The 21,360-nt window shown below is 75.4% G+C and carries 23 protein-coding genes; 6 read left to right on the forward strand and 17 right to left on the reverse strand.

Features of this window, described 5'->3' with window-relative positions:
• Positions 1 to 108: 108 nt before the first annotated feature.
• Genes I598_RS08580 through I598_RS17860 form a run of 5 tightly spaced genes read right to left on the reverse strand, consistent with a single transcriptional unit; the run spans position 109 to position 6,082 of the window.
• Positions 109 to 1,854 (reverse strand): S1C family serine protease, encoded by a 1,746-nt coding sequence (locus I598_RS08580; protein ID WP_068202601.1) that lies wholly within the window; start codon positions 1,852 to 1,854, stop codon positions 109 to 111.
• Complete coding sequence (locus tag I598_RS08585; protein ID WP_068202602.1) at positions 1,851 to 3,098, reverse strand: PQQ-dependent sugar dehydrogenase; 1,248 nt, start codon at positions 3,096 to 3,098, stop codon at positions 1,851 to 1,853. Before I598_RS08585 ends, I598_RS08580 begins: the two co-directional genes overlap by 4 nt.
• A gap of 5 nt (positions 3,099 to 3,103) precedes the next feature.
• Positions 3,104 to 4,855, reverse strand: a complete 1,752-nt coding sequence (gene menD, locus I598_RS08590; protein WP_068202603.1) for a 2-succinyl-5-enolpyruvyl-6-hydroxy-3-cyclohexene-1-carboxylic-acid synthase — start codon at positions 4,853 to 4,855, stop codon at positions 3,104 to 3,106.
• Complete coding sequence (locus I598_RS08595) at positions 4,852 to 5,868, reverse strand: o-succinylbenzoate synthase (RefSeq protein ID WP_068205143.1); 1,017 nt, start codon at positions 5,866 to 5,868, stop codon at positions 4,852 to 4,854. Before I598_RS08595 ends, menD begins: the two co-directional genes overlap by 4 nt.
• 55 nt (positions 5,869 to 5,923) lie before the next feature.
• Positions 5,924 to 6,082, reverse strand: a complete 159-nt coding sequence (locus tag I598_RS17860) for a hypothetical protein (protein WP_198155772.1) — start codon at positions 6,080 to 6,082, stop codon at positions 5,924 to 5,926.
• An 85-nt stretch (positions 6,083 to 6,167) separates the two neighbouring features.
• On the opposite strand from I598_RS17860, the gene I598_RS08600 reads away from it, so the two are divergent.
• Positions 6,168 to 7,154, forward strand: coding sequence for a 1,4-dihydroxy-2-naphthoyl-CoA synthase (locus I598_RS08600; protein WP_068202604.1), 987 nt, complete (start codon positions 6,168 to 6,170; stop codon positions 7,152 to 7,154).
• Between the two features lie 15 nt (positions 7,155 to 7,169).
• Here I598_RS08600 and I598_RS08605 read toward each other — a convergent pair whose 3' ends face one another.
• Together I598_RS08605 and I598_RS08610 are read right to left on the reverse strand one after the other, a co-directional pair.
• Complete coding sequence (locus I598_RS08605; protein WP_068202605.1) at positions 7,170 to 8,219, reverse strand: DUF3048 domain-containing protein; 1,050 nt, start codon at positions 8,217 to 8,219, stop codon at positions 7,170 to 7,172.
• Between the two features lie 38 nt (positions 8,220 to 8,257).
• Positions 8,258 to 9,334: a DUF3048 domain-containing protein gene (locus I598_RS08610; RefSeq protein ID WP_068202606.1), complete on the reverse strand. Its 1,077-nt coding sequence runs from the start codon at positions 9,332 to 9,334 to the stop codon at positions 8,258 to 8,260.
• Positions 9,335 to 9,442: 108 nt separating this feature from the next.
• Here I598_RS08610 and I598_RS08615 point away from each other — a divergent pair, with 108 nt between their 5' ends.
• On the forward strand, positions 9,443 to 10,609 hold the full coding sequence (locus tag I598_RS08615; protein ID WP_157557188.1) for an AMP-binding protein: 1,167 nt from the start codon (positions 9,443 to 9,445) through the stop codon (positions 10,607 to 10,609).
• 11 nt (positions 10,610 to 10,620) lie between these two features.
• Positions 10,621 to 11,490 (forward strand): 1,4-dihydroxy-2-naphthoate polyprenyltransferase, encoded by an 870-nt coding sequence (locus tag I598_RS08620; RefSeq protein ID WP_068202607.1) that lies wholly within the window; start codon positions 10,621 to 10,623, stop codon positions 11,488 to 11,490.
• A 40-nt stretch (positions 11,491 to 11,530) separates the two neighbouring features.
• Here I598_RS08620 and I598_RS08625 read toward each other — a convergent pair whose 3' ends face one another.
• On the reverse strand, positions 11,531 to 11,845 hold the full coding sequence (locus tag I598_RS08625; protein WP_068202608.1) for a DUF4229 domain-containing protein: 315 nt from the start codon (positions 11,843 to 11,845) through the stop codon (positions 11,531 to 11,533).
• 81 nt (positions 11,846 to 11,926) lie between these two features.
• Here I598_RS08625 and I598_RS08630 point away from each other — a divergent pair, with 81 nt between their 5' ends.
• Entirely contained in the window at positions 11,927 to 12,334 is a 408-nt protein-coding gene (locus I598_RS08630) for a PLD nuclease N-terminal domain-containing protein (protein WP_068202609.1), read from the forward strand.
• Positions 12,335 to 12,427: 93 nt separating this feature from the next.
• On the opposite strand, the gene ccsB is transcribed toward I598_RS08630, so the two are convergent.
• From ccsB to I598_RS08655, 5 genes are read right to left on the reverse strand one after another with little or no spacing between them, the layout of a single operon-like run.
• Positions 12,428 to 13,384 (reverse strand): c-type cytochrome biogenesis protein CcsB, encoded by a 957-nt coding sequence (ccsB, locus tag I598_RS08635; protein ID WP_068202610.1) that lies wholly within the window; start codon positions 13,382 to 13,384, stop codon positions 12,428 to 12,430.
• Between the two features lies 1 nt (position 13,385).
• Complete coding sequence (gene resB, locus I598_RS08640; RefSeq protein ID WP_068202611.1) at positions 13,386 to 15,119, reverse strand: cytochrome c biogenesis protein ResB; 1,734 nt, start codon at positions 15,117 to 15,119, stop codon at positions 13,386 to 13,388.
• Positions 15,119 to 15,895 carry a cytochrome c biogenesis CcdA family protein gene (locus I598_RS08645; protein WP_083973072.1) on the reverse strand — a complete coding sequence of 259 codons (777 nt, stop codon included), beginning with the start codon at positions 15,893 to 15,895 and terminating at the stop codon, positions 15,119 to 15,121. Before I598_RS08645 ends, resB begins: the two co-directional genes overlap by 1 nt.
• A 1-nt stretch (position 15,896) precedes the next feature.
• Positions 15,897 to 16,496: a TlpA family protein disulfide reductase gene (locus I598_RS08650; protein WP_068202612.1), complete on the reverse strand. Its 600-nt coding sequence runs from the start codon at positions 16,494 to 16,496 to the stop codon at positions 15,897 to 15,899.
• Positions 16,496 to 17,140: a histidine phosphatase family protein gene (locus I598_RS08655; RefSeq protein ID WP_068202613.1), complete on the reverse strand. Its 645-nt coding sequence runs from the start codon at positions 17,138 to 17,140 to the stop codon at positions 16,496 to 16,498. The genes I598_RS08650 and I598_RS08655 overlap by 1 nt, the downstream gene beginning before the upstream one ends.
• A 216-nt stretch (positions 17,141 to 17,356) precedes the next feature.
• Here I598_RS08655 and I598_RS08660 point away from each other — a divergent pair, with 216 nt between their 5' ends.
• Positions 17,357 to 17,908 (forward strand): YceI family protein, encoded by a 552-nt coding sequence (locus I598_RS08660; RefSeq protein ID WP_068202614.1) that lies wholly within the window; start codon positions 17,357 to 17,359, stop codon positions 17,906 to 17,908.
• Positions 17,909 to 17,965: 57 nt separating this feature from the next.
• Here the strand turns inward: I598_RS08660 and I598_RS08665 are convergent, their stop codons facing one another.
• Positions 17,966 to 18,661: a redox-sensing transcriptional repressor Rex gene (locus tag I598_RS08665; RefSeq protein ID WP_068202615.1), complete on the reverse strand. Its 696-nt coding sequence runs from the start codon at positions 18,659 to 18,661 to the stop codon at positions 17,966 to 17,968.
• Positions 18,658 to 18,945, reverse strand: a complete 288-nt coding sequence (locus tag I598_RS08670; protein ID WP_068202616.1) for a glutaredoxin family protein — start codon at positions 18,943 to 18,945, stop codon at positions 18,658 to 18,660. The genes I598_RS08665 and I598_RS08670 overlap by 4 nt, the downstream gene beginning before the upstream one ends.
• Before the next feature lie 35 nt (positions 18,946 to 18,980).
• Between I598_RS08670 and I598_RS08675 the strand changes: the two genes are divergently transcribed.
• Positions 18,981 to 19,796 carry an HAD family hydrolase gene (locus I598_RS08675; protein ID WP_068202617.1) on the forward strand — a complete coding sequence of 272 codons (816 nt, stop codon included), beginning with the start codon at positions 18,981 to 18,983 and terminating at the stop codon, positions 19,794 to 19,796.
• A 113-nt stretch (positions 19,797 to 19,909) separates the two neighbouring features.
• Here the strand turns inward: I598_RS08675 and I598_RS17395 are convergent, their stop codons facing one another.
• Together I598_RS17395 and I598_RS08680 are read right to left on the reverse strand one after the other, a co-directional pair.
• Positions 19,910 to 20,008 (reverse strand): 30S ribosomal protein bS22, encoded by a 99-nt coding sequence (locus tag I598_RS17395; protein WP_003792170.1) that lies wholly within the window; start codon positions 20,006 to 20,008, stop codon positions 19,910 to 19,912.
• A gap of 145 nt (positions 20,009 to 20,153) precedes the next feature.
• Complete coding sequence (locus tag I598_RS08680) at positions 20,154 to 21,329, reverse strand: acetoin utilization protein AcuC (RefSeq protein ID WP_068202618.1); 1,176 nt, start codon at positions 21,327 to 21,329, stop codon at positions 20,154 to 20,156.
• Positions 21,330 to 21,360 lie beyond the last annotated feature (31 nt).

A 21,360-nucleotide genomic window follows, 5' to 3' on the forward strand; every position in this document is an offset into this window, starting at 1 on the left:
GGCCCGGACGCGCGAGGCGTGCCGGGCCGGACGGGACGCACCGGTCTGGCCGGTGCGGGACCGCGGCGACGGGACGGAGGGGGGAGGGGTGTCCCGTCGGCGCGGAGCTCAGTTGCCGAACAGCTCCTGGAGCCAGCCGGGGATGTTGTCGGGCTGCGTGGAGTCGGAGGACCCGCCGTCGTCCTGACCCTGCTGACCCTGCTGACCCTGCTCCTGGCCGGGCCACGGCATCTCGCCGCTGCCGGAGCCGTCTTCGCCCTGCGACCCGTCCTGCGAGCCGGACGAGCCCTGGCCCGAGGCCGTGGCGTCCTCGCGCACGGCGAAGGTGACGTCGACGGTCTGGGTCTGGCCGTCCCGGACGTAGGTGACGGTGGCCTGCTCGCCGGCGGTGCGCTCCCGGACGTACGCGGTGAGCGACTCGGCGCCGTTCACCGGGTCGTCGTCGATGGCGACGACGACGTCCCCGGCCTGGAGGCCGGCGTCGGCGGCGGGCGACCCGGCTGTGACCTCGCCGACCTCGGCGCCGCGGCGGGTGACGCCGTCGGCGGTGGCGGACGCGTCACCGAGCGTGACCCCGAGGAACGCGTGCTCGGCGGTGCCGTCCTCGATGAGCTGCTGCGAGACGGTGGTCGCGAGGTTCGCGGGGATGGCGAAGCCGAGGCCGATCGAGCCGGACTGGCCCGACCCGTCGGACATGGTCGCGATCGAGGACGTGATGCCGATGACGCGGCCCTGGGCGTCGAACAGCGGGCCGCCGGAGTTCCCGGGGTTGACCGCGGCGTCGATCTGGATCGCGTTGGTCACGACGACGTCGGAGCCGTCCTCGCCGGACGCGGCGACCGGTCGGTCGAGCGCCGAGACGATGCCGGTCGTGGCGGTGTTCGCCAGGCCGAGCGGGTTGCCGACGGCCAGGACGGAGTCGCCGACCTGGACGGCGTCGGAGTCGCCGACGGTGGCGGGCTGGAGGTCGTCGGGCGCGTCGACGAGCTGCACGACGGCGAGGTCGGTCGTCGGGTCGGTGCCGACGATGGTCGCCTCGAACAGGCGGCCGTCGCTGAGGGTGACCTGCACGGAACCGTCGGCGGCACCGGCGACGACGTGGTTGTTGGTGACGACGTGACCGGCGTCGTCGATGATGACGCCGGAGCCCTCGGAGCCGCCCGCCTGGCTGGAGACCTGGATCGCGACGACGGACGGCGCGACGGCGGCCGTGACGGCCTGCCAGTCGGGGTTCTGGTCGGTCGAGCTCGCGACGGGTGCGGCCTCGGTCTGCTCGGGGGCGCCGACCTCGGCGAGGGACGAGGCGGGGGCGTCGTCGTCGAGGACCGTGAGGAGCCCCGCGGTGGCACCGCTCGCGAGGACGGCGGCGCCGGCCGCCGCGGCGACGACGGGCACCCAGCGCGACTTCTGCCTGGGCGCGGGGGCGGGCTGCGGCGTCGGGGCGTGCTGCTGACCGGTGGCGTAGCCGTAGCCCTGCGGCGCGCCCGCGGGCGTCCCGTAGGGGGCGTAGGGCTGCGGCCGGGAGCCGCTGTGCGGGGCGGCCGGGTGGGAACCCTGCTGGGCGGTCGGGTGGGAAGTCTGCTGCGCGGCCTGGTGGGAAGTCTGCTGCGCGGCCTGGTAGGCGCCGTGCGGTGCGGCGGGGTGCGCGAACTGCGCCTCGCGCTGCTGCGGCGGCTGCGGGACGGGGTTGTCCTGGTGCGGGGCCGGCTGCGGCTGCTGCACCGGCGGCTGCTGCGCGGTCGGCGGCGCGGGCCGCTCGACGGGCAGCGGCTGGGTGTGCTGCTCCGCGGGGTGCTGCTCGGGGCCCGACGGGGACTGCGACGGCTGCGACGCGGGGGTGTTGTCGGTGCTCATGGGGTGCCCTCTCCTCGAAGTTCTTCCCCTAGTGGACGCCCCGATCCTTGGGCGCCCCTTGGGCGAACCTGAGAGTTCCCTGTCAATCTGCGTCGACGCAGGTCAGGGCGTCGTGAGTTCCGCCACCAGGGCGTGGTCGTCGCCCGGTGCGGCGATCCGCGGCCGTCGGTCTCGTTCGTGAGCACCCACAGGCGGCCATCGGGGGCGACGACGGCGTCCCGCAGGCGCCCGTGCTCCCCCGCCCAGTGCTCCTGCGACGTCGTCGGGTCGGCGACGGGTACGGTGCGCAGCACCTCGCCGCGCAGGTTCGCCAGGAACAGGGTGCCGCCGGCGTGCGCGAGGCCGCTCGGGCTGGCGTCCGACGGGCTCCACTGCTGCACCGGGTCGACGTACCCGTCCTCCCCCGCGATCCCCTCGACGTCGGGCCAGCCGTAGTTGGCGCCCGGCTCGATCACGTTGAGCTCGTCCCACGTGTTCTGGCCGAACTCGGTGGCGAACATCGTGCCGTCGTCCGCCCAGGCGATCCCCTGCGGGTTGCGGTGTCCGAGGCTGTACACCGGCGACCCGGGGAACGGGTTGTCGGCGGGGACCTCCCCGTCGAGGGTGAGTCGCAGGATCTTGCCGGCGAGCACGTCGAGGTCCTGCGCGGCAGCCGGGTCCCCGGCGTCGCCGAGGGTCACGTACAGCATCCCGTCGGGCCCGAGGGCGAGCCGTCCGCCGTCGTGGTTCGACGCCGCCGGGAGCCCGTCGAGGAGGGTCGTCGGCTCCCCCAGCGTCAACGACCCGGGCTCCCCGGCGACGTCGTAGCGCTGGACCCGGTTGCCGTCCGCGGCGGTCGAGTACACGTAGAGGCGGCCGTCGTCGTCCACGGCCAGCCCGAGCAGCCCGGCCTCCCCGACGGGCGTCACGCCCTCGACGACACCCACCTCGCGCGCCCCGCCGTCCTCGTCGAGCTCGAGGATGCGCGCGCTGTCCCGTTCGCTGACGAGCGGCACCCCGTCGCGGAACACCACCGACCACGGGGCGGCCAGGTCGGAGGCGAACGCCTCCGGCTCCCCGGCGAGGGTCGGGGCCGCGGCGACCTCGGACGGGGCCGCCGAGGACGCGGGTTCCGACGTGGCCGAGGCCGACGGGTCCGGGCTCGGCGCGGCCGGGCTCGGGGCCGACGGCACGTCCTGTGTGCACCCGGCGAGCAGCACGACGGCGAGCGCCGCGGCGGGGGCGGTCACGACGTGCCTGGTCATGGCCCTCACGACAGCGCCCCGGCCGCTGCCTGCACGACGCGGGCGGCGAGGTCCCGGGACTCGGCGAGCCGGTCCGCGCGGGGCACGCGCACCTCGACCACCCGGACGCCGTCCGCCGGCTCGGCCAGCACGGCGCGCAGCGTGGCGACGTCGGGAACGTGCCGGTGCGCGACGCCGTACCCGGCGCACAGGGCGGCGAGGTCGGCGCCGTGCGGGGTGCCGAAGACCCGCTCGAACGTGGCCGAGGCACCGTCGCCCGTCGCGGCGAGCGCCCCGTGCTCGAGGGTCGCGAAGATGGAGCCGCCGTCATCGTTGACGACGACGACGTCGAGGTCCGGCCGGGGTTCGGCGGGGCCGACGAGCAGGCCGCCGACGTCGTGGAGGAACGTGAGGTCGCCGACGAGCACGCGGGTGCGGCGCCCCGCGGCGAGGGCGACGCCCGCCGCGGTGGACAGGGTGCCGTCGATCCCGGCGAGGCCGCGGTTGGCGAGCACGGTGCCGGGCTCGCCGTCGAGGCCGAGCGAGAGCTCGACGTCGCGCACGGGGTTGGACGCGCCGACGACGAGCACGTCGTCGGGCCCGTTCGCGGCGAGGACGGCGCGGGCGACGGCGAGCGCGGCATGGGGGGCGTCGGCCAGCGTGCCGCGGGCGGCGTCGGTGGTGGTGCGCAGCACGGTGGCGGCCGCGGTGCCGGCGGCCTGCCAGCGGGCGAGGAACGTCCCGTCGGCGTCGTCGGGCGCGGGCCGGAACCACCGGTCGGCGAGGGCGTCGACGACGCGGGCGGCGTTGCGGGCGGCGTCGGGCCAGGGACCGCCGCCGGGCGCGACGACGGTGACCGCGACGTCGGTACGCGCGAGCAGCCGCTGCACGGGACGCGACAGCGTGGGGTGCCCGAGCACGACGACGTGCTCGACGTCGGCGGTCAGCGCATCCACGCCGAGCAGCAGCCGGTAGCCGGGGATCGCGTGGGTGCCGCCGCACGCCCCGGACGAGGGTTCGGCGAGCAGCGGCCAGCCGCGCGCCTCGGCGAGCCGCCGGGCGTCCGGGCCGGCGCCGTCGCCGGCGACGACGAGCGTGCGGGCCGGGTGGCCGGGCAGCAGCGGGTCGGCACCGGGTCCGGGCGCCGCAGGGACGACTTCGACGGGGTGCGGGCCCGGCGCCACTGCCCACGCGAGCGGTGCGGCGGGCTGCAGCGGGTCCCGGTAGGCGAGGTTCACGTGCACGGGGCCGGGGTGGCGGTCGCGGCGGCCGGTCGCGGCCGCGAGTGCGCGGCGGACCGTGCCGAGCAGGTCGCGGACCTCGCCGTCGCGCCCGTCGGGGGCGGGGACGTCGACGGCGGCACGGACCGCCGCCCCGAAGATCCCCACCTGGTCGGTGGTCTGGGACGCGCCGGTGCCGCGCAGCTCGTGCGGGCGGTCGGCGGTCAGCACCACGAGGGGCACGCCCGTGTGGTGCGCCTCCAGGACGGCAGGGTGCAGGTTGGCCACGGCGGTGCCGGACGTCGTCGCCACCGCGACCGGGACGGCCGCGCCGGTCACCAGGGTGGCGCCGCGCGCGAGGCCCAGGGCGAGGAACCCGGCCGAGCGCTCGTCGATCCGCACGTGCAGGCGCAGCGCCCCGGCGTCGGCAGCCGCCGCGAGCGCGTACGCGAGCGGCGCGGAGCGGGAACCGGGGGCGAGGACGACGTCGCGCACGCCGTGCGCGACCAGGTCGGCCACGAGCGCGCGGGCGGCCTCCACCGCGGGGACGGCGCTCATGCGGCGCGGCCGGTCTCGGCGAGCAGGGCCTCGAGCCGGTCGTGGCGGGCCAGCCAGCGCGCCTCGACGTCGGGCGGCGGCACGGCGGCGGCGAGCGCGGCGGCGTCGGGAGCGACCGGGCGCAGGGGCAGGGCGCCGTCCACGGGGAGCAGGGGCTCGGCGGTGACGTCGTGGACGAGCAGCTGGGAGGTCGCGAGACCGCACGCGTAGGGCAGCGCGGGCAGCGCGGCGGCGAGCGCCACCCCCGCGGCGAGCCCCACCGACGACTCCAGCGCGGACGACACGACGACGGGCAGCCCGACCTGCTCGGCGAGGTCCAGGCAGGCGCGCACCCCGCCGAGCGGCTGCACCTTGAGCACCACGACGTCGGCGGCCTCCTCCCGCACGACCCGCAGCGGGTCGGCGGCGCGGCGGATCGACTCGTCGGCGGCGACCGGCACGTCCACGCGGCGACGCACCGCCGCGAGCCCGGCGACGTCCGCGCAGGGCTGCTCCACGTACTCCAGCCCGCCGGACGCGGCGTCCAGGCGCGCGATGCGACGCACGGCGTCGTCGACGTCCCACGCACCGTTCGCGTCGATCCGGACCGCGGCGTCCGGCACCCCGGCCTCGACGAACGCGGCGCGCACGGCCTCCAGCCGTTCGACCTCCGCGTGCAGCGGTTCGAGGGTGCCGTCGGCGAGAAGTTGGGCGACCTTCACCTTGGCGGTGCGGCAGCCGCCCGAGGCCAGGACGATCTCGCGGGCCCGCTCGGGCCCGACGGCGGGGACGGTCACGTTGACGGGCACCCGGTCGCGCACGGCGGGCGGGAACCCGACGTCCGCCGCCTCCCGGGCCGCGCGCAGCCACGCGAGCGACTCGGCGTCGTCGTAGTCCCAGAACGGGCTCAGCTCGCCCCACCCGGCGTCACCGCGCAGGAGCACCCCGTCGCGGACGTCCAGCGCGCGGAACCGGGTGCGCAGGGGGGTCGACCAGACGAATCGTCTCTGCAGGGTGGCGGCCACGTCCCTCAGCGTAGGCGGCGCCGACCCGCGCCGGGTGCCGGGCGGGTGGGGGCGGGCCTCGCGGTCAGTCGGTGAACTCGGTCGGCATCGCGGGCGTGCGCGGGGCGGGCACCGTGGAGACCGGCACCGACTCGCGCAGGATCGCGGCGTCGTAGGCGATGAGCTCGTCGACGACCTCGTCCAGGTCCGTGACCTCGGGGCGGGGAGGGAACGTCGTGTCCATGCCTCCATGGTGCGCCTGCGATGTGCAGATCCCGGGGGCGACGCAGTGCCGTCGTGACCGGTCCGTGCGAACTAGGCTGGCGCGCGTGAACGACACCGCGCTCCCCCACCAGGTCTCCGAGACGTTCGACCCGACCCGGTGGCGCACCGTCACCGGGTTCGACGACCTCACGGACCTCACCTACCACCGGGGCGTCGAACGGTCGGTCGGCGCCGACGGGACGGAGCAGGTCCGCGACCTGCCCGTGGTGCGGGTCGCGTTCGACCGCCCCGAGGTGCGCAACGCGTTCCGCCCGCACACCGTGGACGAGCTGTACCGGGTGCTGGACCACGCCCGCATGACGTCCGACGTCGGCACGGTCCTGCTCACCGGCAACGGACCCTCCCCCAAGGACGGCGGCTGGGCGTTCTGCTCCGGCGGCGACCAGCGCATCCGCGGCCGCTCCGGCTACCAGTACACGTCGGCGCCCGACGGCGGCGGGGACGTGCACACCGCGGACGCCGTCGACCCTGCCCGCGCCGGGCGGCTGCACATCCTCGAGGTGCAGCGCCTCATCCGCACCATGCCGAAGGTCGTGATCGCCGTCGTCGACGGGTGGGCGGCCGGCGGCGGGCACTCCCTGCACGTCGTGGCGGACCTGTCGATCGCGTGCCGCGAGCACGGGCGGTTCAAGCAGACGGACGCCGACGTGGGCTCGTTCGACGGCGGGTACGGCTCGGCCTACCTGGCGCGCCAGGTGGGGCAGAAGCGGGCCCGGGAGATCTTCTTCCTCGCGCGGGAGTACTCCGCGGACGACGCCGAGCGCTGGGGCGGGGTCAACGAGGTCGCCGAGCACGACGACCTGGAGGCCCTCGGTCTGGAGTACGCCCTGACCATCGCCGGGAAGTCCCCACAGGCGGTGCGGATGCTGAAGTTCGCGTTCAACCTGGCGGACGACGGCCTCATGGGCCAGCAGGTGTTCGCCGGGGAGGCGACACGGCTGGCGTACATGACCGACGAGGCCGTCGAGGGCCGCGACGCGTTCCTCGGCAAGCGCGACCCGGACTGGTCGCGGTTCCCCTACGCCTACTGACGGCGCGGACGGGAGTCAGGAGGTGGACCAGGAGCCGGTCGCCGACGGCATGAGCTCCACCCAGGTGCGGCCGGGCGCGAGCTCGACGACGGCACCGTCGACGGTGAGCACGACCGGGTCCTGCACCGACTCCTTCGACCACTCGACCGCCAGGGTCCGCCCGCCGGTCGCGACGAGCCCCTGGCCGGACCCCACGAGCTGCGTCTCCGGCACCGGGGCGCCCGACGGGTCGCGGTAGGAGGTGTTGACGACCTCGACCTCCAGCACCACGACGTTCTCCGCGGCGTGCTGGACGCCCGAGGCCGACATCGACGGGCTCTCGCCCTCCGACCGCTGCCACGTGCCCGACTTCTTGTCCCACGCCCAGGCGCTGGTCTGCGCGGCGGACATCACGACGTCCACGCCCCGGGCCTTCGTGCCGTCGACGACGGCGGTGGCGCGGTCGGCGGCGGCCGCGAAGGCGAACTGCTGCGGCGGCGGGCTGGTCCGCTCGCCGTCGTCCTGCGCGAGGAACGCCTCCGGGTCGCCGACGACGTTGTGCGGGGCGTACCGGTTCGGGTCCCGCGAGAAGCCGGCGTCCCCGGCGTCCATGATCACCGACTGGACGCCCGCGTCCCCGACGGCGGCGATGAACGGCTGCTGCGCGCCCGAGTAGGCGAGGATCCCGTCCAGCGGGGCGACGATCGCGGGGTCCATGGGGCGCACCGAGCGCACGGGTTCCACGACGTCCGGGATGCTCGAGTGGTAGACGGCGACGTAGCGGGTGATGCCGCCCTCGACGACCTCCTCCCACACGGTGTCGGCGTCCTCCAGCCCGGTCTGCGGCCGCGCCTCGGGCGAGTTCTCGATCTTGACCGCGAGCGCGGGCCGCTCCGCGACCTCCTCGGTGCGCACGCCGGTCAGCGGCCACACGACGGGCACGGCGGGCGGTGCGGACTTCTCGGCGGAGGCCACCGGGGCGGCGACCGTCGTGGTGGGGGCGGGCTCGGGGTCGCCGGAGCAGGCGGCGAGCAGCGCGACGACGAGGAACGCACCGGCCAGGGTGGCGGGACGGCTCAGGGTCATCGGGACCTCCGGAGGTGTGTCGGCGCGCACACCCTACGTCAGGACACGCGCCAGGAGCCGTCATCACGCGGGACGAGCTCGATCCAGGTGCGGCCTGGTTCCAGCAGCACCTCGCCCCCGCGCGCGAGCCGCAGCCTCAACGGCGCCTTCGCACCCTTCTTCGACCAGGTGACCTTGATCGACCGGCCGCCGCCGAGGAGCCGTCCCTCACCCTTGCCGACGAGCTCCGTCTTCGGCACGGCGGCGCCCGACGGGTCGCGGTACCCGGTGCTCGTGACGCGCACGCTCAGCAGCAGCACGTTGCGGGCCGTGACCCGCTTCCCGGACGACATCGAGGCGCGGCCGTCGTCGCTGCGGCGGTACGCCTGGTCCTTGCCGTTCCACGTCCACGTGGTGCGCTGCGCACGGGACAGCCGCACGTCGGCCTCCCGGGCACGCTTCCCGCGGCTGCGGGCGGTGCCGTCGGCGCGCTGCTCGGCGTAGGCGAGCTGGGCGGGCGGCGGCTCGGTGCGGCGGCGGTCGGCCTGCCGGGCGAAGGCCCGCACGTCGCCGTAGACGTTGTGCGGCGCCGGCCGCGACGACGACCGCTCGAACCCGCGGTCGCCGTCGTCCATCGTGAGGAGCTGGGTGCCGGTCGCCCGCACGGCACGCAGGAACGGCGGCTGGCCGCCGCTGGCGGCGAGGATCCCGTGCAGCGGCGCGACCGTGGCGGGGTCCATCGGCCGCACGGATCGCACGGGCCCGACCCGGCGGGGCAGGTCGGAGTGGTAGACGGCGACGAACCGGCTGATGCCGCCCTCCACGACCTGCTCCCACACGATGTCGGCGCGGTGCAGCCCGGTGTGTGGCCGCGAGGCCGCGGAGTTCTCGATCTTCACGGCGACGGCGGGACGCTTCGCCACCTTGTCCGTCCGGATCCCGGTGAGCGGCCAGCGCGGGTCGGGCCGCGGCTCGGGCTCCGGCGCGGGGGGTGGCACGGGGGCGGGAGGGGCGATCTTGGCGCGGGTCATGTCGGGTGCGACCGTGACCTGGGCGGCCGGCACCTCGGTGGCGCCGCAGCCGGCCAGCGCGACCATCGTCGCGAGCACCAGTGCGGTCGCGCGCGTGGGACGCATCGGGCCCCTCCTCGTCGTCGGGTGGCACCACTGTAGGGGGCGACCGGACGCCGGTGGGACGCCACCCCGGGCGGCCCCGCGGCCCGGGCGAGCGCCTATCGTGACCCGGTGAGCACCACCGACCTGCCCGCCCTCGTCGACGCGGTGGCGCGCGCGCTCGACGGCGGCCCTGCCGTCTCGCCGCTCCCCCGTCTGAGCACGACCGCACCGCCCGCGGGCACGGCGGTCGTGGTCCGCACGTCCGGGTCGACGGGGACGCCGCGCGAGGTCGCCCTCAGCGCACCGGCGCTGCGGGCGTCGGCGACGGCGACGCACGCGCGGCTCGGAGGTCCCGGCCGCTGGGTGCTCACCCTCCCGCCGACCCACGTCGCCGGGGTGCAGGTGGTGGTGCGCTCGCTGCTCACCGGCCGGGCGCCCGTCGCCGCCCCCGCAGGCGAGCGCTTCACCCCGGCCGGGCTGGCGGCCCTGCTCGCCGAGCCGTTGCGCGACGACGACCCCGTGCACGTCTCGCTCGTGCCGACCCAGCTGCACCGGGTCGTCGAGGCGGCCGACGGCGGCGAGCCTGCGGCGCTGCGCGCCCTGGCCCGCTGCGGCGCCGTGCTGCTGGGCGGGGCCGCCACCCCGCCGCAACTGCTGGAGCGCGCCCGCGACGCCGGCGTGCCGGTGGTGCGCACGTACGGGATGTCCGAGACGGCCGGCGGCTGCGTGTACGACGGCGTGGCCCTGCCGGGCGTGCGGGTGCGCCTCGCCGACGGCGTCGTCGAGCTCGCCGGGCCGACGCTCGCCACCGGGTACGTGGGCGACGACCACGCCACCGCCGCGGCCTTCCACGACGGACCCGACGGACGGTGGTTCCGCACGAGCGACCTCGGTGCGCTGGACGGCGGCGTGCTCCGGGTGCTGGGGCGGGCCGACGACGTCGTGGTCACGGGCGGCGTCAACGTGGCGCCCGCCGCTGTGGAGGTGGTGCTGGGCGACCTGCTGGGCACCGAGGTGTGCGTGGTCGGCGTCCCCGACGACGAGTGGGGGCAGGCGGTCGTGGCGGTCGTCGTCGAGCGGGACCAGGACGCCGCCCGTGCCGGCGGCCGCGACGGCGCGCCGCGGCCTCTCGACGCCGCCGGGCTGGCGCGGGTGCGTGCCGTCGTCGCGGATAGGCTGGGCCCGGCCGCCGCGCCACGACAGGTGTTCCGGGTGCCCGCGCTCCCGCTGCGCGGACCCGGGAAGGTCGACCGCGCTGCCGTCGTCGACCTGGTGCGTCCGCGCACCGCCTGCTGAGAGGAGCACGCATGGCCACGCCCGCCGAGTGGGTCGCGGGATCGCGCCCGCGCACGCTGCCCGCCGCCGCCGCACCCGTCCTGGTCGGGTCCGGCGCGGCCGCGCAGGTGGACGCGTTCGCCTGGCTGCCCGCCCTGCTCGCCCTGGGTGTCGCGCTCGCGCTCCAGGTGGGCGTGAACTACGCGAACGACTACTCCGACGGCGTGCGCGGCACGGACCTGGACCGGGTGGGCCCGCTGCGGCTCACGGCCTCGGGCGTCGCCCGGCCGGGGCAGGTCAAGGGGGCGGCGTTCGCGTCGTTCGGGGTCGCCGGGGTCCTGGGGCTCGCGCTGTGCGCCGTCAGCGGCCACTGGTGGCTGCTCGCCGTCGGCGTCCTGTGCGTCGCCGCGGCCTGGTTCTACACCGGCGGCCGCCGCCCCTACGGCTACGCGGGGCTGGGCGAGGTCGGGGTGTTCGTCTTCTTCGGCCTGGTCGCCACCCTCGGCACCACGTACACGCAGGCCGACCGCCTGACGTGGCCGGCCGTGCTGGGTGCCGTCGGCGTCGGGCTCATCGCCTGCGCGCTGCTCATGGTCAACAATGTCCGCGACATCCCCACCGACGTCCTGGCGGGCAAGCGCACCCTGGCCGTGCGGCTCGGCGACCGCCGGGCCCGCCGCCTGTACGCCCTGTGGATCGTGCTGCCGGTGCTGCTCGCCCTGGTGTGCGCGCTGTGGAACCCGTGGGTGCTGCTCGTCGGCGTGCTGCTCCTGCCGGCGGTGCTGCTGGTCCTCCCGGTGCTCGCCGGGGCGCACGGCCGCGCGCTGGTCCCGGTCCTCGCGGGCACCGGGATGTTCGAGCTCGCCTACGGCGTGCTGCTGGGCGTCGGCCTGGCGCTCTGACCCCGCCCCGGCGACGCCGGGCCGGTGGGGTCGGGGCGCCTCAGCGCTCGGACGTGGCCGGCGGGTCGACGCGGCGCGGCTCGAACGCGGCGTCCTCCGCGGCGGCGTCGTCCGCGGCGATCGAGTCGACGGTCGTCTGCTCCCGGCCCCGGCGGGCGGCCCGCTGCTCGGCGCGCCGCGCCATCCACGCCGTCGCCGCGTCCCGCTGCCTCGGCAGCGCGAGGTAGGACACGGCGAAGGCCACGACCACGGCGACCAGGGCGAGCAGCCAGCCGCGCACACCGACCGCGTAGGCCAGCGCGAAGGCGGCCACGAGGATCAGCAGGCGCAGCACGGTGTAGGTCACGAGGGGCACCGTCCCAGCGTAGTCCGGCCGTCGCGGCCTCCGGGACGAGGGCCGTGCCGGAGAACCCCGTGCGGCAACTAGGCTGGACGCATGTCGCGTGTGCTGGTGGGAATCGTCGTCGTCGGGCTCCTCGTCTACGCCCTGTCCGACCTGGCGAGCTCCGAGGACGAGGACAAGGGCGGCCTGCCCACCTGGCTGTGGGTGCTCGTCATCGTGCTGCTGCCGATCTTCGGCCCGCTGACCTGGATCATCGCCCGCCAGGCGCGCAAGCGCCGCGGCGGTGCCGGCGGCCGCACCGCGCGCCCCGGTCGCGGCCCGCGCCGCCCGTCCGGGCCGATCGCCCCCGACGACGACCCCGAGTTCCTCTGGCGGCTCGAGCAGGAGAAGCGCAAGCGCCGACGTGACCAGGGCGACAGCGGCGGCTCGGGCGGGTTCGGCGGTCACGACTCCGGTGACACCGGCGGCGGGAGCGACGGCGGCGGTGGCGGCGGGGACTGATCGTCCCCGCACCGGTCACGGGACGCACGAAGGGCGGGGGACCTCACCGGTCCCCCGCCCTTCGTGCGCCCGCCGCGTCGTGCGGCGCCCCGGTCAGCTGATGCCGGAGTACGAGTGCTTGCCGTTGAAGATGAGGTTCACGCCCGTGAAGTTGAACAGCACGCAGGCGTAGCCGACGACGACGAACCAGGCGGCGCGGCGCCCGGACCAGCCGCGGGTGGTGCGGGCGTGCAGGTAGGCGGCGTAGATCACCCAGATGACGAAGCTCCACACCTCCTTGGGGTCCCAGCCCCAGTAGCGGCCCCAGGCGTCCTCGGCCCAGATCGCGCCGCCGATGATGGTGAACGTCCACAGCACGAACGCGACGGCGTTGAGGCGGAACGACATCGACTCCAGCAGGGTGGGCGTCGGGGTGCGGTCGAGCCAGCGGAAGCCGGGGCGGGCCAGGAACGGGGAGTTCTCGTCGCGCAGGTCGCGCAGCAGCTGCAGGACGGACAGCACGAAAGCGACGGTGAAGATGCCGGTCGCGGTGATCGCGACCCCGACGTGCAGCACCAGCCAGTAGTTCTGCAGGGCGGGCTGCACACCCGTCGCGGCGACGTGGAACGCGTTGAGCCCGAGCACGAGGAACAGCGTCACCAGGCCGGTGACGAACGCGCCGAGGAACCGCACGTCGCGGCGCAGGTTCCACCCGAGGAACACCGCCATCGCGACGAACGACCCGACGAGCGTGAACTCGTACATGTTCGCCCACGGGGTGCGCCCGGCGGCCAGGCCGCGCAGCACGATCCCGACGAGCAGCAGACCGGTGCCCAGCCACGACGTCGACATCGCGATGCCGACCGCCCGGCGGGGCGGGGCCGGCGTCGCGCCGGCGGGGTCCTGCGCCACGGCGGGAGCACCCGCGCCCACGGCGACCGCGGTGGCCGCCCGAGCGCTGACCTTCTCGTCGGAGCGACGGCCCAGGTCGACGGCGAACGCGATCATCGCGATGGCGAAGGTCGTCGCGGCGGCCCAGACGAGCAGGTCGCTCAGCTCGGCGATCTCCATGTCAGTCTTCCGTCCCTTGTTCGGTGGGGCTGTCGGGGGTGGTGACGCCCGGCACGGCGGCGCGCGTCCGGTCGACCTCGCCGTCCAGGCCGGCGTCGTCCCCGCGGGCCAGGCCCGCGATCTCGACGTGCGTGACGCCGCCGTCGCTCCATGATCGCACCCAGACGCGGCGGCGCGGGAGGAACAGCGAGCCGGTCAGTCCGGCGAGGGCGAGCAGCGCGAACGTCAGCACCCAGGCCAGCGACGGGTCGTGGCGCAGGTCGAGCGCCACGAACCGGGGGACGTCGCCGTCGGCGAAGCTGATGGTGCCGAGCCCGTCGGGCAGGTCCACGGTGTCGCCGGGTTCCAGCAGCAGCGTGACCCGCTCGCCGTCGTCGTCGAGCGACGGGGTGAGCTCGGCGGTGTCGAGGCGGTACACGTTCTGCGGCACGCCCTCGTCGAGGCCGAGGTCGCCGCGGTACACCTCGAGGACGAGCAGCGGGGCCTCGGGCAGCGGGAACGCGGAGCGGGCGGAGCCGTCCTCCTCGATGACCGCGGTCGGCAGGAAGTACCCGACCAGGCCGATCTGCTCCAGCCCGTCCGAGACGTCCGGCACCTTGACGACGCCGCGCGAGGTGTAGACCTGGTCCTCCGGGATGAAGGGCACGCGCCCGGAGAACGCGACCTCGCCCGCGGAGTCGGTCACGGTGATCTCGGGGGCGTAGCCGTTGCCCTGGAGGTAGATCTTCGCGCCGTCCACCTCGAGCGGGTGGTTGACCTTGATCGACTCGGCGCTCTCGGTGCCGTCGGGCTCGCGGATCGTCACGTCCGCGGTGAAGTCGCGCGACTGCGCGAACGCGACCGTGTCGGTGGCGAACTCGGAGGTGAACGCGTCGAGCGTCATCGAGAACGGCACGAGGGAGTCCTCGGCGAACCAGGCGCCGGACTCGAACGTGTCGTAGTCGACGACGGCGTTCGCGAAGCCGCGCCCCTCGGTGACGATCGCCTGGCCGCGGTAGTGCAGGAGCTGGCCCACCCCGACGGAGACCACGAGGCCCACCAGCGCCAGGTGGAACAGCAGGTTGCCGGTCTCGCGCAGGTAGCCGCGCTCGGCGGCGACGGTCCGGGTGGCCGGCCGGGCGGGGATCCGGCCGCGGGCCGCCCGGGCCTCCTCGGACCCGGTCTCGACCCGGAACGAGGGCAACCACCGCAGCCGGCCGCGCAGGTGCGTGGCGACGGCGCCGGTCACCTCGTCCGGCGTCGCGGACGTCGTGGCGGTCACGTGCGCGGGGAACCGCTCGAACCGTGCCGGGGTGCGCGGGGGGCGCGAGCGCAGCGCCCGGCCGTGGGAGAGGGTGCGCGGCACGATGCAGCCCACCAGGGACACCAGCAGCAGCAGGTAGATCGCGGAGAACCAGGGCGAGGAGTAGACGTCGAAGAACCCGAACCGGTCCAGCCACTCCCCCGCGGTGGGGTGCTCGCCGAGGTACTCGACGACGGCCGCCGGGTCCTGGGGACGCTGCGGCAGGATCGAGCCGGGCACCGCCGCGACCGCCAGCAGCATGAGCAGCATGAGCGCCACGCGCATGCTGGTGAGCTGGCGCCACGTCCACCGGAGCGTGCCGCGCCAGCCGAGGGCGGGGGCCTGCGGCGCCGCGCCGGAGCCCGGGGTGCCGCCGTCTGCCTGCTCGGGCTCGGCGCCCCCGGTCGTGAACTCGTCCGCGATCCCGTCGGGACGGTACGTCTGCCCTGCCATCACACCACCGTCGTGTATCCGCTGATCCAGCTCTGCAGCAGGCTCGTCACCGTGCCCCACACGCCGGTCACCATGGCCAGGCCGATGACGACGAGCAGGCCGCCGCCGAGCCGCAGGACGGCGAGCCGGTGCCGCCGCAGGAAGCCGAGCATCTTCTGGGAGGACTGCAGGCCGAGCGCCACCAGCAGGAACGGCACGCCGAGCCCCACGCAGTACGCGACGCCGAGCAGCAGCCCGCGCGTCGCCGACGCCTCGTCCAGCGCGAGGGACTGCACGGCCGCGAGCGTGGGGCCGAGGCACGGCGTCCAGCCCAGCCCGAACACCACGCCCAGCAGCGGCGCCCCCCACAGCCCGGCCTGCGGGCTGACGTGCAGCCGCCGCTCCCGCTGGAGGAACCCGATGCCGCCGAGGAACGCGACGCCCATCACGATGACGAACACGCCCAGCACCCGGATCAGCACGTCCTCGTAGCGCACGAGGTAGGCGCCCACGGCGCCGGCGGCGGCCATGAGCGCCACGAAGACCACGGTGAACCCGAGCACGAACAGCGCGACACCGGTCACGACGCGGCTGCGCGCGGGTGCGCGCGTCGCCGTCGTCGTGCCGCCGCCGGTGCCCGCGTTCGCCGCGGCCATGCCGCCGACGTACCCGACGTAGCCGGGCACCAGCGGCAGCACGCACGGGGACGCGAACGACACGATCCCGGCGAGCAGCGCGATGGGGACGGCGAGCAGCATCGAGCCGCTCATCGCCGTCGTCTGGAACGCCTCGCCCACGTCAGTCGCCCTCGGTGGACGTCGTGGTGCCCGCCACGGCGTCGTCGATGAGGGCCTCGAGCGTGGAGCCCGCGACCTGCCCGACGACGCGGGCCGCGACGCGGCCGTCGGCGTCCAGCACGACCGTCGACGGGACGGCCCGCAGCGGGACGACGCCGGACAGTGCCGCCACGACCTGCCCGCTGCGGTCCTCGATCGACGGGTACGGCACGTCGAAGGTGCGCTGGAACGCCAGCGCGGCCCCGGCCTCGTCCTCGGTGTTGATCCCCAGCAGGTGCACGCCGTCGGCGGCGCGCTCGTTCGCGATCTCGACGAGCTCGGGCGCCTCGGCGCGGCAGGGTGCACAGCCCGCGTACCAGGTGTTGAGCACGACGACGTCGCCGCGCCAGTCCGCGGTGGAGACCTCGTCGCCCTCGAACGTGGTGCCCTCCACGACGACCTCGTCCTCGCGTTCGTCGGGCTCCCACTGCTGGACCGTGCCGTCGCCGGACACGAAGCCCTGGCCGACGACGTCGGACGCGCCGGACTCGGCGGCGCACGCCGTGAGCAGCAGGGCCGTGCCCGTGGCGGCGGCGAGGGCCGCGGCGGCGCGGGCGCGCATCAGGCGCCCGCCACCGGGTTCGCGCCGGGCAGCAGGTCGGCCACCGGCTCGCTGTAGTGCAGGGACGTGAAGCGGCCGTCGTCGAAGCGCAGCGACGTCAGCGACGCCAGCGTGCACTCGCGGCGGCGCGGGTCGTGGGCGAGCCGGGACCCGGTCATCGCCAGGCGCGTGGCCCAGATGGGGAGCTGGTGGCTCACCAGCACGACCTCGTGGCCGTCGTAGGCGCGGCGCGCGTCCTCGACGGCGGCCCGCATCCGCACGACCTGGTCGGCGTACGACTCGCCCCACGACGGGCGCAGCGGGTTCCACAGCAGCTTCCAGTACCGCGGGTGGGCGAGCTGGCCGGGGCGGGAGCCGATCGTGGTGCCCTCGAAGCTGTTCCCGGCCTCGATCAGCCGCTCGTCGGTCGCGGTGGCGACGCCGAAGCCCTGCGCCACGGGCGCGGCGGTCTCCTGGGCGCGCTGGAGCGGGCTCGCGACGACGGCGACGACGTCCCGACCTGCGCCGACGAGGTGCTCGGCGACACGGCGGGCCATCTCCTGACCGCGGTCGGAGAGGCGGTACCCCGCGATCCGTCCGTACAGGACGCCGTCGGGGTTGTGGACCTCGCCGTGCCGCAGGAGGTGGACGGTGGTGGTGGCCATGCGCCCCAGTGTCCCAGATCCGTCCCGACGCTCCGGTCGGGTCCGGGCACCCTCCCCGGCGGTTGTGACAGGTCTCACAAGCGCGGATGTGATCTGGATCACGCCGGCGAGCAGGTCGCGGCCCGGAATAGGTCGGCACGGACCCTGGTTCATGCTTTTCGATGGACCCGCCCCCTCCGGAGCGGGCCCCACGGACCACCTCGACAAGGAGCACCCATGGCCACCGCACTGCCCACCGGTCTCGTCGCCGGCACCTACGCCGTCGACTCGTCCCACTCGACCGCGTCGTTCACCGTCCGCCACGCCGGGATCGCCAAGGTGCGCGGCACCATCGGCATCGCCGCGGGCACCATCACGGTCGGCGAGGACCTCGAGTCCTCCTCCGTGCGGGTCGAGCTCGACGCCACCTCCGTGAGCACCGGTGACGCGAACCGTGACCAGCACCTCGTGAGCGCCGACTTCTGGCACGCCGAGGAGCGCCCCACCTGGACCTTCGAGTCCAAGGCCGTGACCGCCGTCGCGGACGGCTACGTCGTCGTGGGCGACCTCACCATCAACGGCGTGACCCAGCCCGTCGAGCTGCCCGTCGACTTCGAGGGCACCGCCAAGGACCCGTTCGGCAACCAGCGCGCCGGCTTCGAGTCCGAGATCGAGATCAACCGCAAGGACTTCGGCCTCACCTGGAACGCCGCGCTGGAGACCGGCGGCTTCCTCGTGGGCGAGAAGGTCAAGATCGCCCTCGACGTCTCGGCGATCTCGCAGAACTGAGCCGCCCCGCACCGTCCGGACCCCGCGAGCCCGCCCGGGCTCGCGGGGTCCGTCGCGTCAGGGGCCGGTCGTCGCCGCGGGCTGCGCGGCCCGCGCGGCCGCCGTGGCGGGTTGCGCGGCACGCGCGGCCGCGTGGAACGCGAGGATCTGCAGCTCGCCCGCGACGTCCACGCTGCGCACGACCACGTCGTCCGGCAGCTGCAGCGACACCGGGGAGAAGCAGAGGATCTCCCGCACGCCGCACGCCACCACCCGCTCGGCCACCTGCTGGGCGACGCCGCCCGGCGTCGCCAGGATCACCATCGACACCTGCCGCTCCGCCAGGACGCGCTCGAGGTCGTCCACGTGCTCCACGGGCAGACCCGCCGCCGTCCGGCCCACCACGCCGGGATCCGCGTCGAGCAGCGCCACCAGCGAGAAGCCGCGCGCGGAGTAGCCCGAGTAGTTCGCCAGCGCGTGCCCCAGGTTGCCGACACCCACGATCGCGAGCCGGTGCTCCGACCCGAGCCCCAGCGCCGCCGAGATGTACGACGACAGCGACTCGACGTCGTACCCCACGCCGCGCGTGCCGAACGACCCCAGGTAGGACAGGTCCTTGCGCAGCTGCGCCGACCCGACCCCGGACCGCTCCGCCAGGTCGGACGACGACGTCACCTCGACGCCCTCCCCCGCCAGGTCCCGCAGCGCCCTCAGGTAGTACGGCAGCCTCGCCACCGTCGCCGTCGGCACCGCCACCTCACCGATCTCGATCACGCCTGTCCCCTCCCCGCCGGCCGGGCCAGCCGGCGCGCGAGCCGCGCACCGTCGACCCGCCAGAATCCCTGTTGCACGCCGTCCACCTCGACGACGGGCACGTACTCCCCGTAGCGCTCCACCAACGCCGGGTCGGCGTCGACGTCGACCTCCTGCCAGGTCTCCCCCGCCGCGTCGCACACCGCGGAGACCACCTCCCGTGCCTCGTCGCACAGGTGGCAGCCTGCCCGGCTGAAGATCACGACCCGGGCCTGCGCCTCGGGTCCGGTCCGGTGCCCGCTCACGGGGCAATCGTATCGGCGCCACTACAGTGGACGGCATGCCGTCTCACCCCACGCCCACCACGAGCTCCGGCGCGGCGGCATTCTTCGACGTCGACAACACGATCATCCGCGGCGCCAGCGCGTTCCACCTGGCCCGCGCTCTGTACCAGCGGCGGTTCTTCGGCACGTCGGACCTGCTGCGGTTCGGCCTCATCCAGGCGAAGTACCTGGTCTTCGGCGAGTCGCGGTCCCAGATCGAGACCGTCCGCACCCGCGCGCTGTCGCTCATCGCCGGCAGGTCCGTCGCCGAGGTCACCGCCGTCGGCGAGGAGGTCTACGACACCGTCCTCGCGCTGCGCATCTTCCCCGGCACCAAGCGGCTCCTCGACGAGCACCTCGCCGCCGGGGACCAGGTGTGGCTCGTCACCGCCACCCCCGTGGAGATCGGCGGGCTCATCGCCCGCCGGCTCGGCGCGACCGGCTGCCTCGGCACGGTGGCGGAGCACGACGGCGGCTACTACACCGGCGCGCTCATCGGCGACCTCATGCACGGCGAGGCGAAGGGCGCCGCGGTACGCGAGCTCGCCGAGCGCGAGGGCCTCGACCTCGAGGCCTCCTACGCGTACGGCGACTCCCTCAACGACCTGCCGATGATGCGGTCCGTCGGCCACCCGTGCCCCATCAACCCCGACGTGCGGCTGCGCCGCTACGCCAAGGAGGTGGGCTGGCCGATCCGCGAGTTCCGCGGCCGCGGGCAGCGCGCCGCGGGCCGGGGCGTGCGCACGGCGTCGTGGGCCGGGGCCGCGTGGGTCGCGGGGCTGGTCGTGCGGGCCGCCCGGCGCAGCCTGCGCAAGCGGCTCCAGGGTCGCTGACGGTCCCGCCCCGATCATCTCCGGTCCGGAACGCCCCCGGACGCGAACGAGCCCGGCACCCCCGAGGGGGTCCGGGCTCGATGCGTCACGCCCACCCGCAGGTGGGCACGACGTCACTTCTTGTTACGACGCTGGTGACGCGTCTTGCGAAGCAGCTTGCGGTGCTTCTTCTTCGCCATGCGCTTGCGGCGCTTCTTGATGACGGAGCCCATGAGGTCCTCACAATGCTGGTCGGTGGTGGAGCACGGTTGGTCCCGACGAGCCTGTGACCAGGTGCAGCCGACCAACGCGGAAAAGTCCGTCCCCCAGAATACCCGATCCTCGGGGTGGGTGAGCACACGCCCCTGTCGGAGCAGGTCAGTCGTGGAACGGATCGAGCCCGAGCTCGGGGAACACGTGCCGCCGGGTCGCCAGGACGGCCCGGTCCGTCGCGTCCGACGGGTCGTAGCCGTCGGCCCACCGCCGCCACTCGACGTCACCCCGGCCGAGGGTGCGTGCCGCCTCCAGCCCCGACAGCTCTTCGACGCCGTCCCGCCAGGACTCCGGGAGCGGCATCCCCGCCGCCAGGGGGACGTGCGCCGCCTCCGCCACGAGCGACGACCAGACCAGCGGCACCACGTCGACCACCGCGTACCCGCCCCCGCCCAGCGCCACCCAGCGGCCCTCGCACAGCTCGTGGCCGAGCTCGTGCACCCAGCGGGCGGCCGTCCGCTGGGCGTCGATCCCGACCGACAGGTCCGTCAGCGGGTCGTTGCCGTGCGCGTCCGTGCCGTGCTGGGACACGATCGCGTCCGGCTCGAACGCCCGCAGCACCGCGGGCAGCACCGCGTCCACGGCCCGCAGCCAGCGGGCCGAGTCGGTGCGCGGCGGCAGCGCCACGTTCACCGCCGACCCACGCGCGCCGCGCCCCCCGACGTCCGACGGGTTGCCCGTTCCCGGGAACAGGGTGTGGCCGTCCTGGTGGACGGAGAACGTCAGGACGCGCGGGTCGTCCCAGAAGATCGCCTCCACGCCGTCGCCGTGGTGCGCGTCCAGGTCGACGTACGCCACCCGCCGCGCGCCGGCGTCCAGCAGCCGCTGCACCGCCGCCGCCGCGTCGTTGTAGATGCAGAACCCCGACGCCGCCGCCCGCTGCGCGTGGTGCATGCCGCCGGCGATGTTCAGCGCGTGCGGCACCTGCCCCGACCAGACGGCGTCCGCCGCGGCCACCGAGGCACCCACCAGCCGGGCGGCGGCCTCGTGCATCGCCGGGAACACCGGGTCGTCCTCGGTGCCCAGCCCGCGGGCGAGGTCCGGTTCGCCGGTGGCCGCCGCGTGCTTCACCGCGGCCACGTAGGCCGGGTCGTGGACGGACCCCACGACGTCGTCGCCCGCCGGGGCCGGGTCGACCACCTCCAGGGCGCCCGACGACAGCAGGCCCAGCTCGGCCACCAGCCGCATCGTCAGGTCGAGGCGGGCCGGAGCCATCGGGTGACCCGCCCCGAAGTCGTAGCGCAGGAGCTCGGGGCTCCACAGCAGCCGGGCGACGGACATCCCGCCACGGTAGCCGAACGCGTGGCAGGCT

It is taken from the genome of Isoptericola dokdonensis DS-3, from assembly GCF_001636295.1.
Lineage (GTDB): Bacteria > Actinomycetota > Actinomycetes > Actinomycetales > Cellulomonadaceae > Isoptericola > Isoptericola dokdonensis.

Excerpts from the sequence above, each read along its gene's own strand:
- I598_RS08580 (WP_068202601.1), bottom strand. The coding sequence starts at position 1,854 with ATGAGCACCGACAACACCCCCGCGTCGCAGCCGTCGCAGTCCCCGTCG.
- menD (WP_068202603.1), bottom strand. The coding sequence starts at position 4,855 with ATGAGCGCCGTCCCCGCGGTGGAGGCCGCCCGCGCGCTCGTGGCCGAC.
- I598_RS17860 (WP_198155772.1), bottom strand. The coding sequence starts at position 6,082 with ATGGACACGACGTTCCCTCCCCGCCCCGAGGTCACGGACCTGGACGAG.
- ccsB (WP_068202610.1), bottom strand. The coding sequence starts at position 13,384 with ATGGAGATCGCCGAGCTGAGCGACCTGCTCGTCTGGGCCGCCGCGACG.
- I598_RS08605 (WP_068202605.1), bottom strand. The coding sequence starts at position 8,219 with ATGACCCTGAGCCGTCCCGCCACCCTGGCCGGTGCGTTCCTCGTCGTC.
- I598_RS08675 (WP_068202617.1), top strand. The coding sequence starts at position 18,981 with ATGCCGTCTCACCCCACGCCCACCACGAGCTCCGGCGCGGCGGCATTC.
- I598_RS08660 (WP_068202614.1), top strand. The coding sequence starts at position 17,357 with ATGGCCACCGCACTGCCCACCGGTCTCGTCGCCGGCACCTACGCCGTC.
- I598_RS08650 (WP_068202612.1), bottom strand. The coding sequence starts at position 16,496 with ATGCGCGCCCGCGCCGCCGCGGCCCTCGCCGCCGCCACGGGCACGGCC.
- resB (WP_068202611.1), bottom strand. The coding sequence starts at position 15,119 with ATGGCAGGGCAGACGTACCGTCCCGACGGGATCGCGGACGAGTTCACG.
- I598_RS08680 (WP_068202618.1), bottom strand. The coding sequence starts at position 21,329 with ATGTCCGTCGCCCGGCTGCTGTGGAGCCCCGAGCTCCTGCGCTACGAC.
- I598_RS08630 (WP_068202609.1), top strand. The coding sequence starts at position 11,927 with ATGTCGCGTGTGCTGGTGGGAATCGTCGTCGTCGGGCTCCTCGTCTAC.
- I598_RS08610 (WP_068202606.1), bottom strand. The coding sequence starts at position 9,334 with ATGCGTCCCACGCGCGCGACCGCACTGGTGCTCGCGACGATGGTCGCG.
- I598_RS08655 (WP_068202613.1), bottom strand. The coding sequence starts at position 17,140 with ATGGCCACCACCACCGTCCACCTCCTGCGGCACGGCGAGGTCCACAAC.
- I598_RS08585 (WP_068202602.1), bottom strand. The coding sequence starts at position 3,098 with ATGACCAGGCACGTCGTGACCGCCCCCGCCGCGGCGCTCGCCGTCGTG.
- I598_RS17395 (WP_003792170.1), bottom strand. The coding sequence starts at position 20,008 with ATGGGCTCCGTCATCAAGAAGCGCCGCAAGCGCATGGCGAAGAAGAAG.
- I598_RS08620 (WP_068202607.1), top strand. The coding sequence starts at position 10,621 with ATGGCCACGCCCGCCGAGTGGGTCGCGGGATCGCGCCCGCGCACGCTG.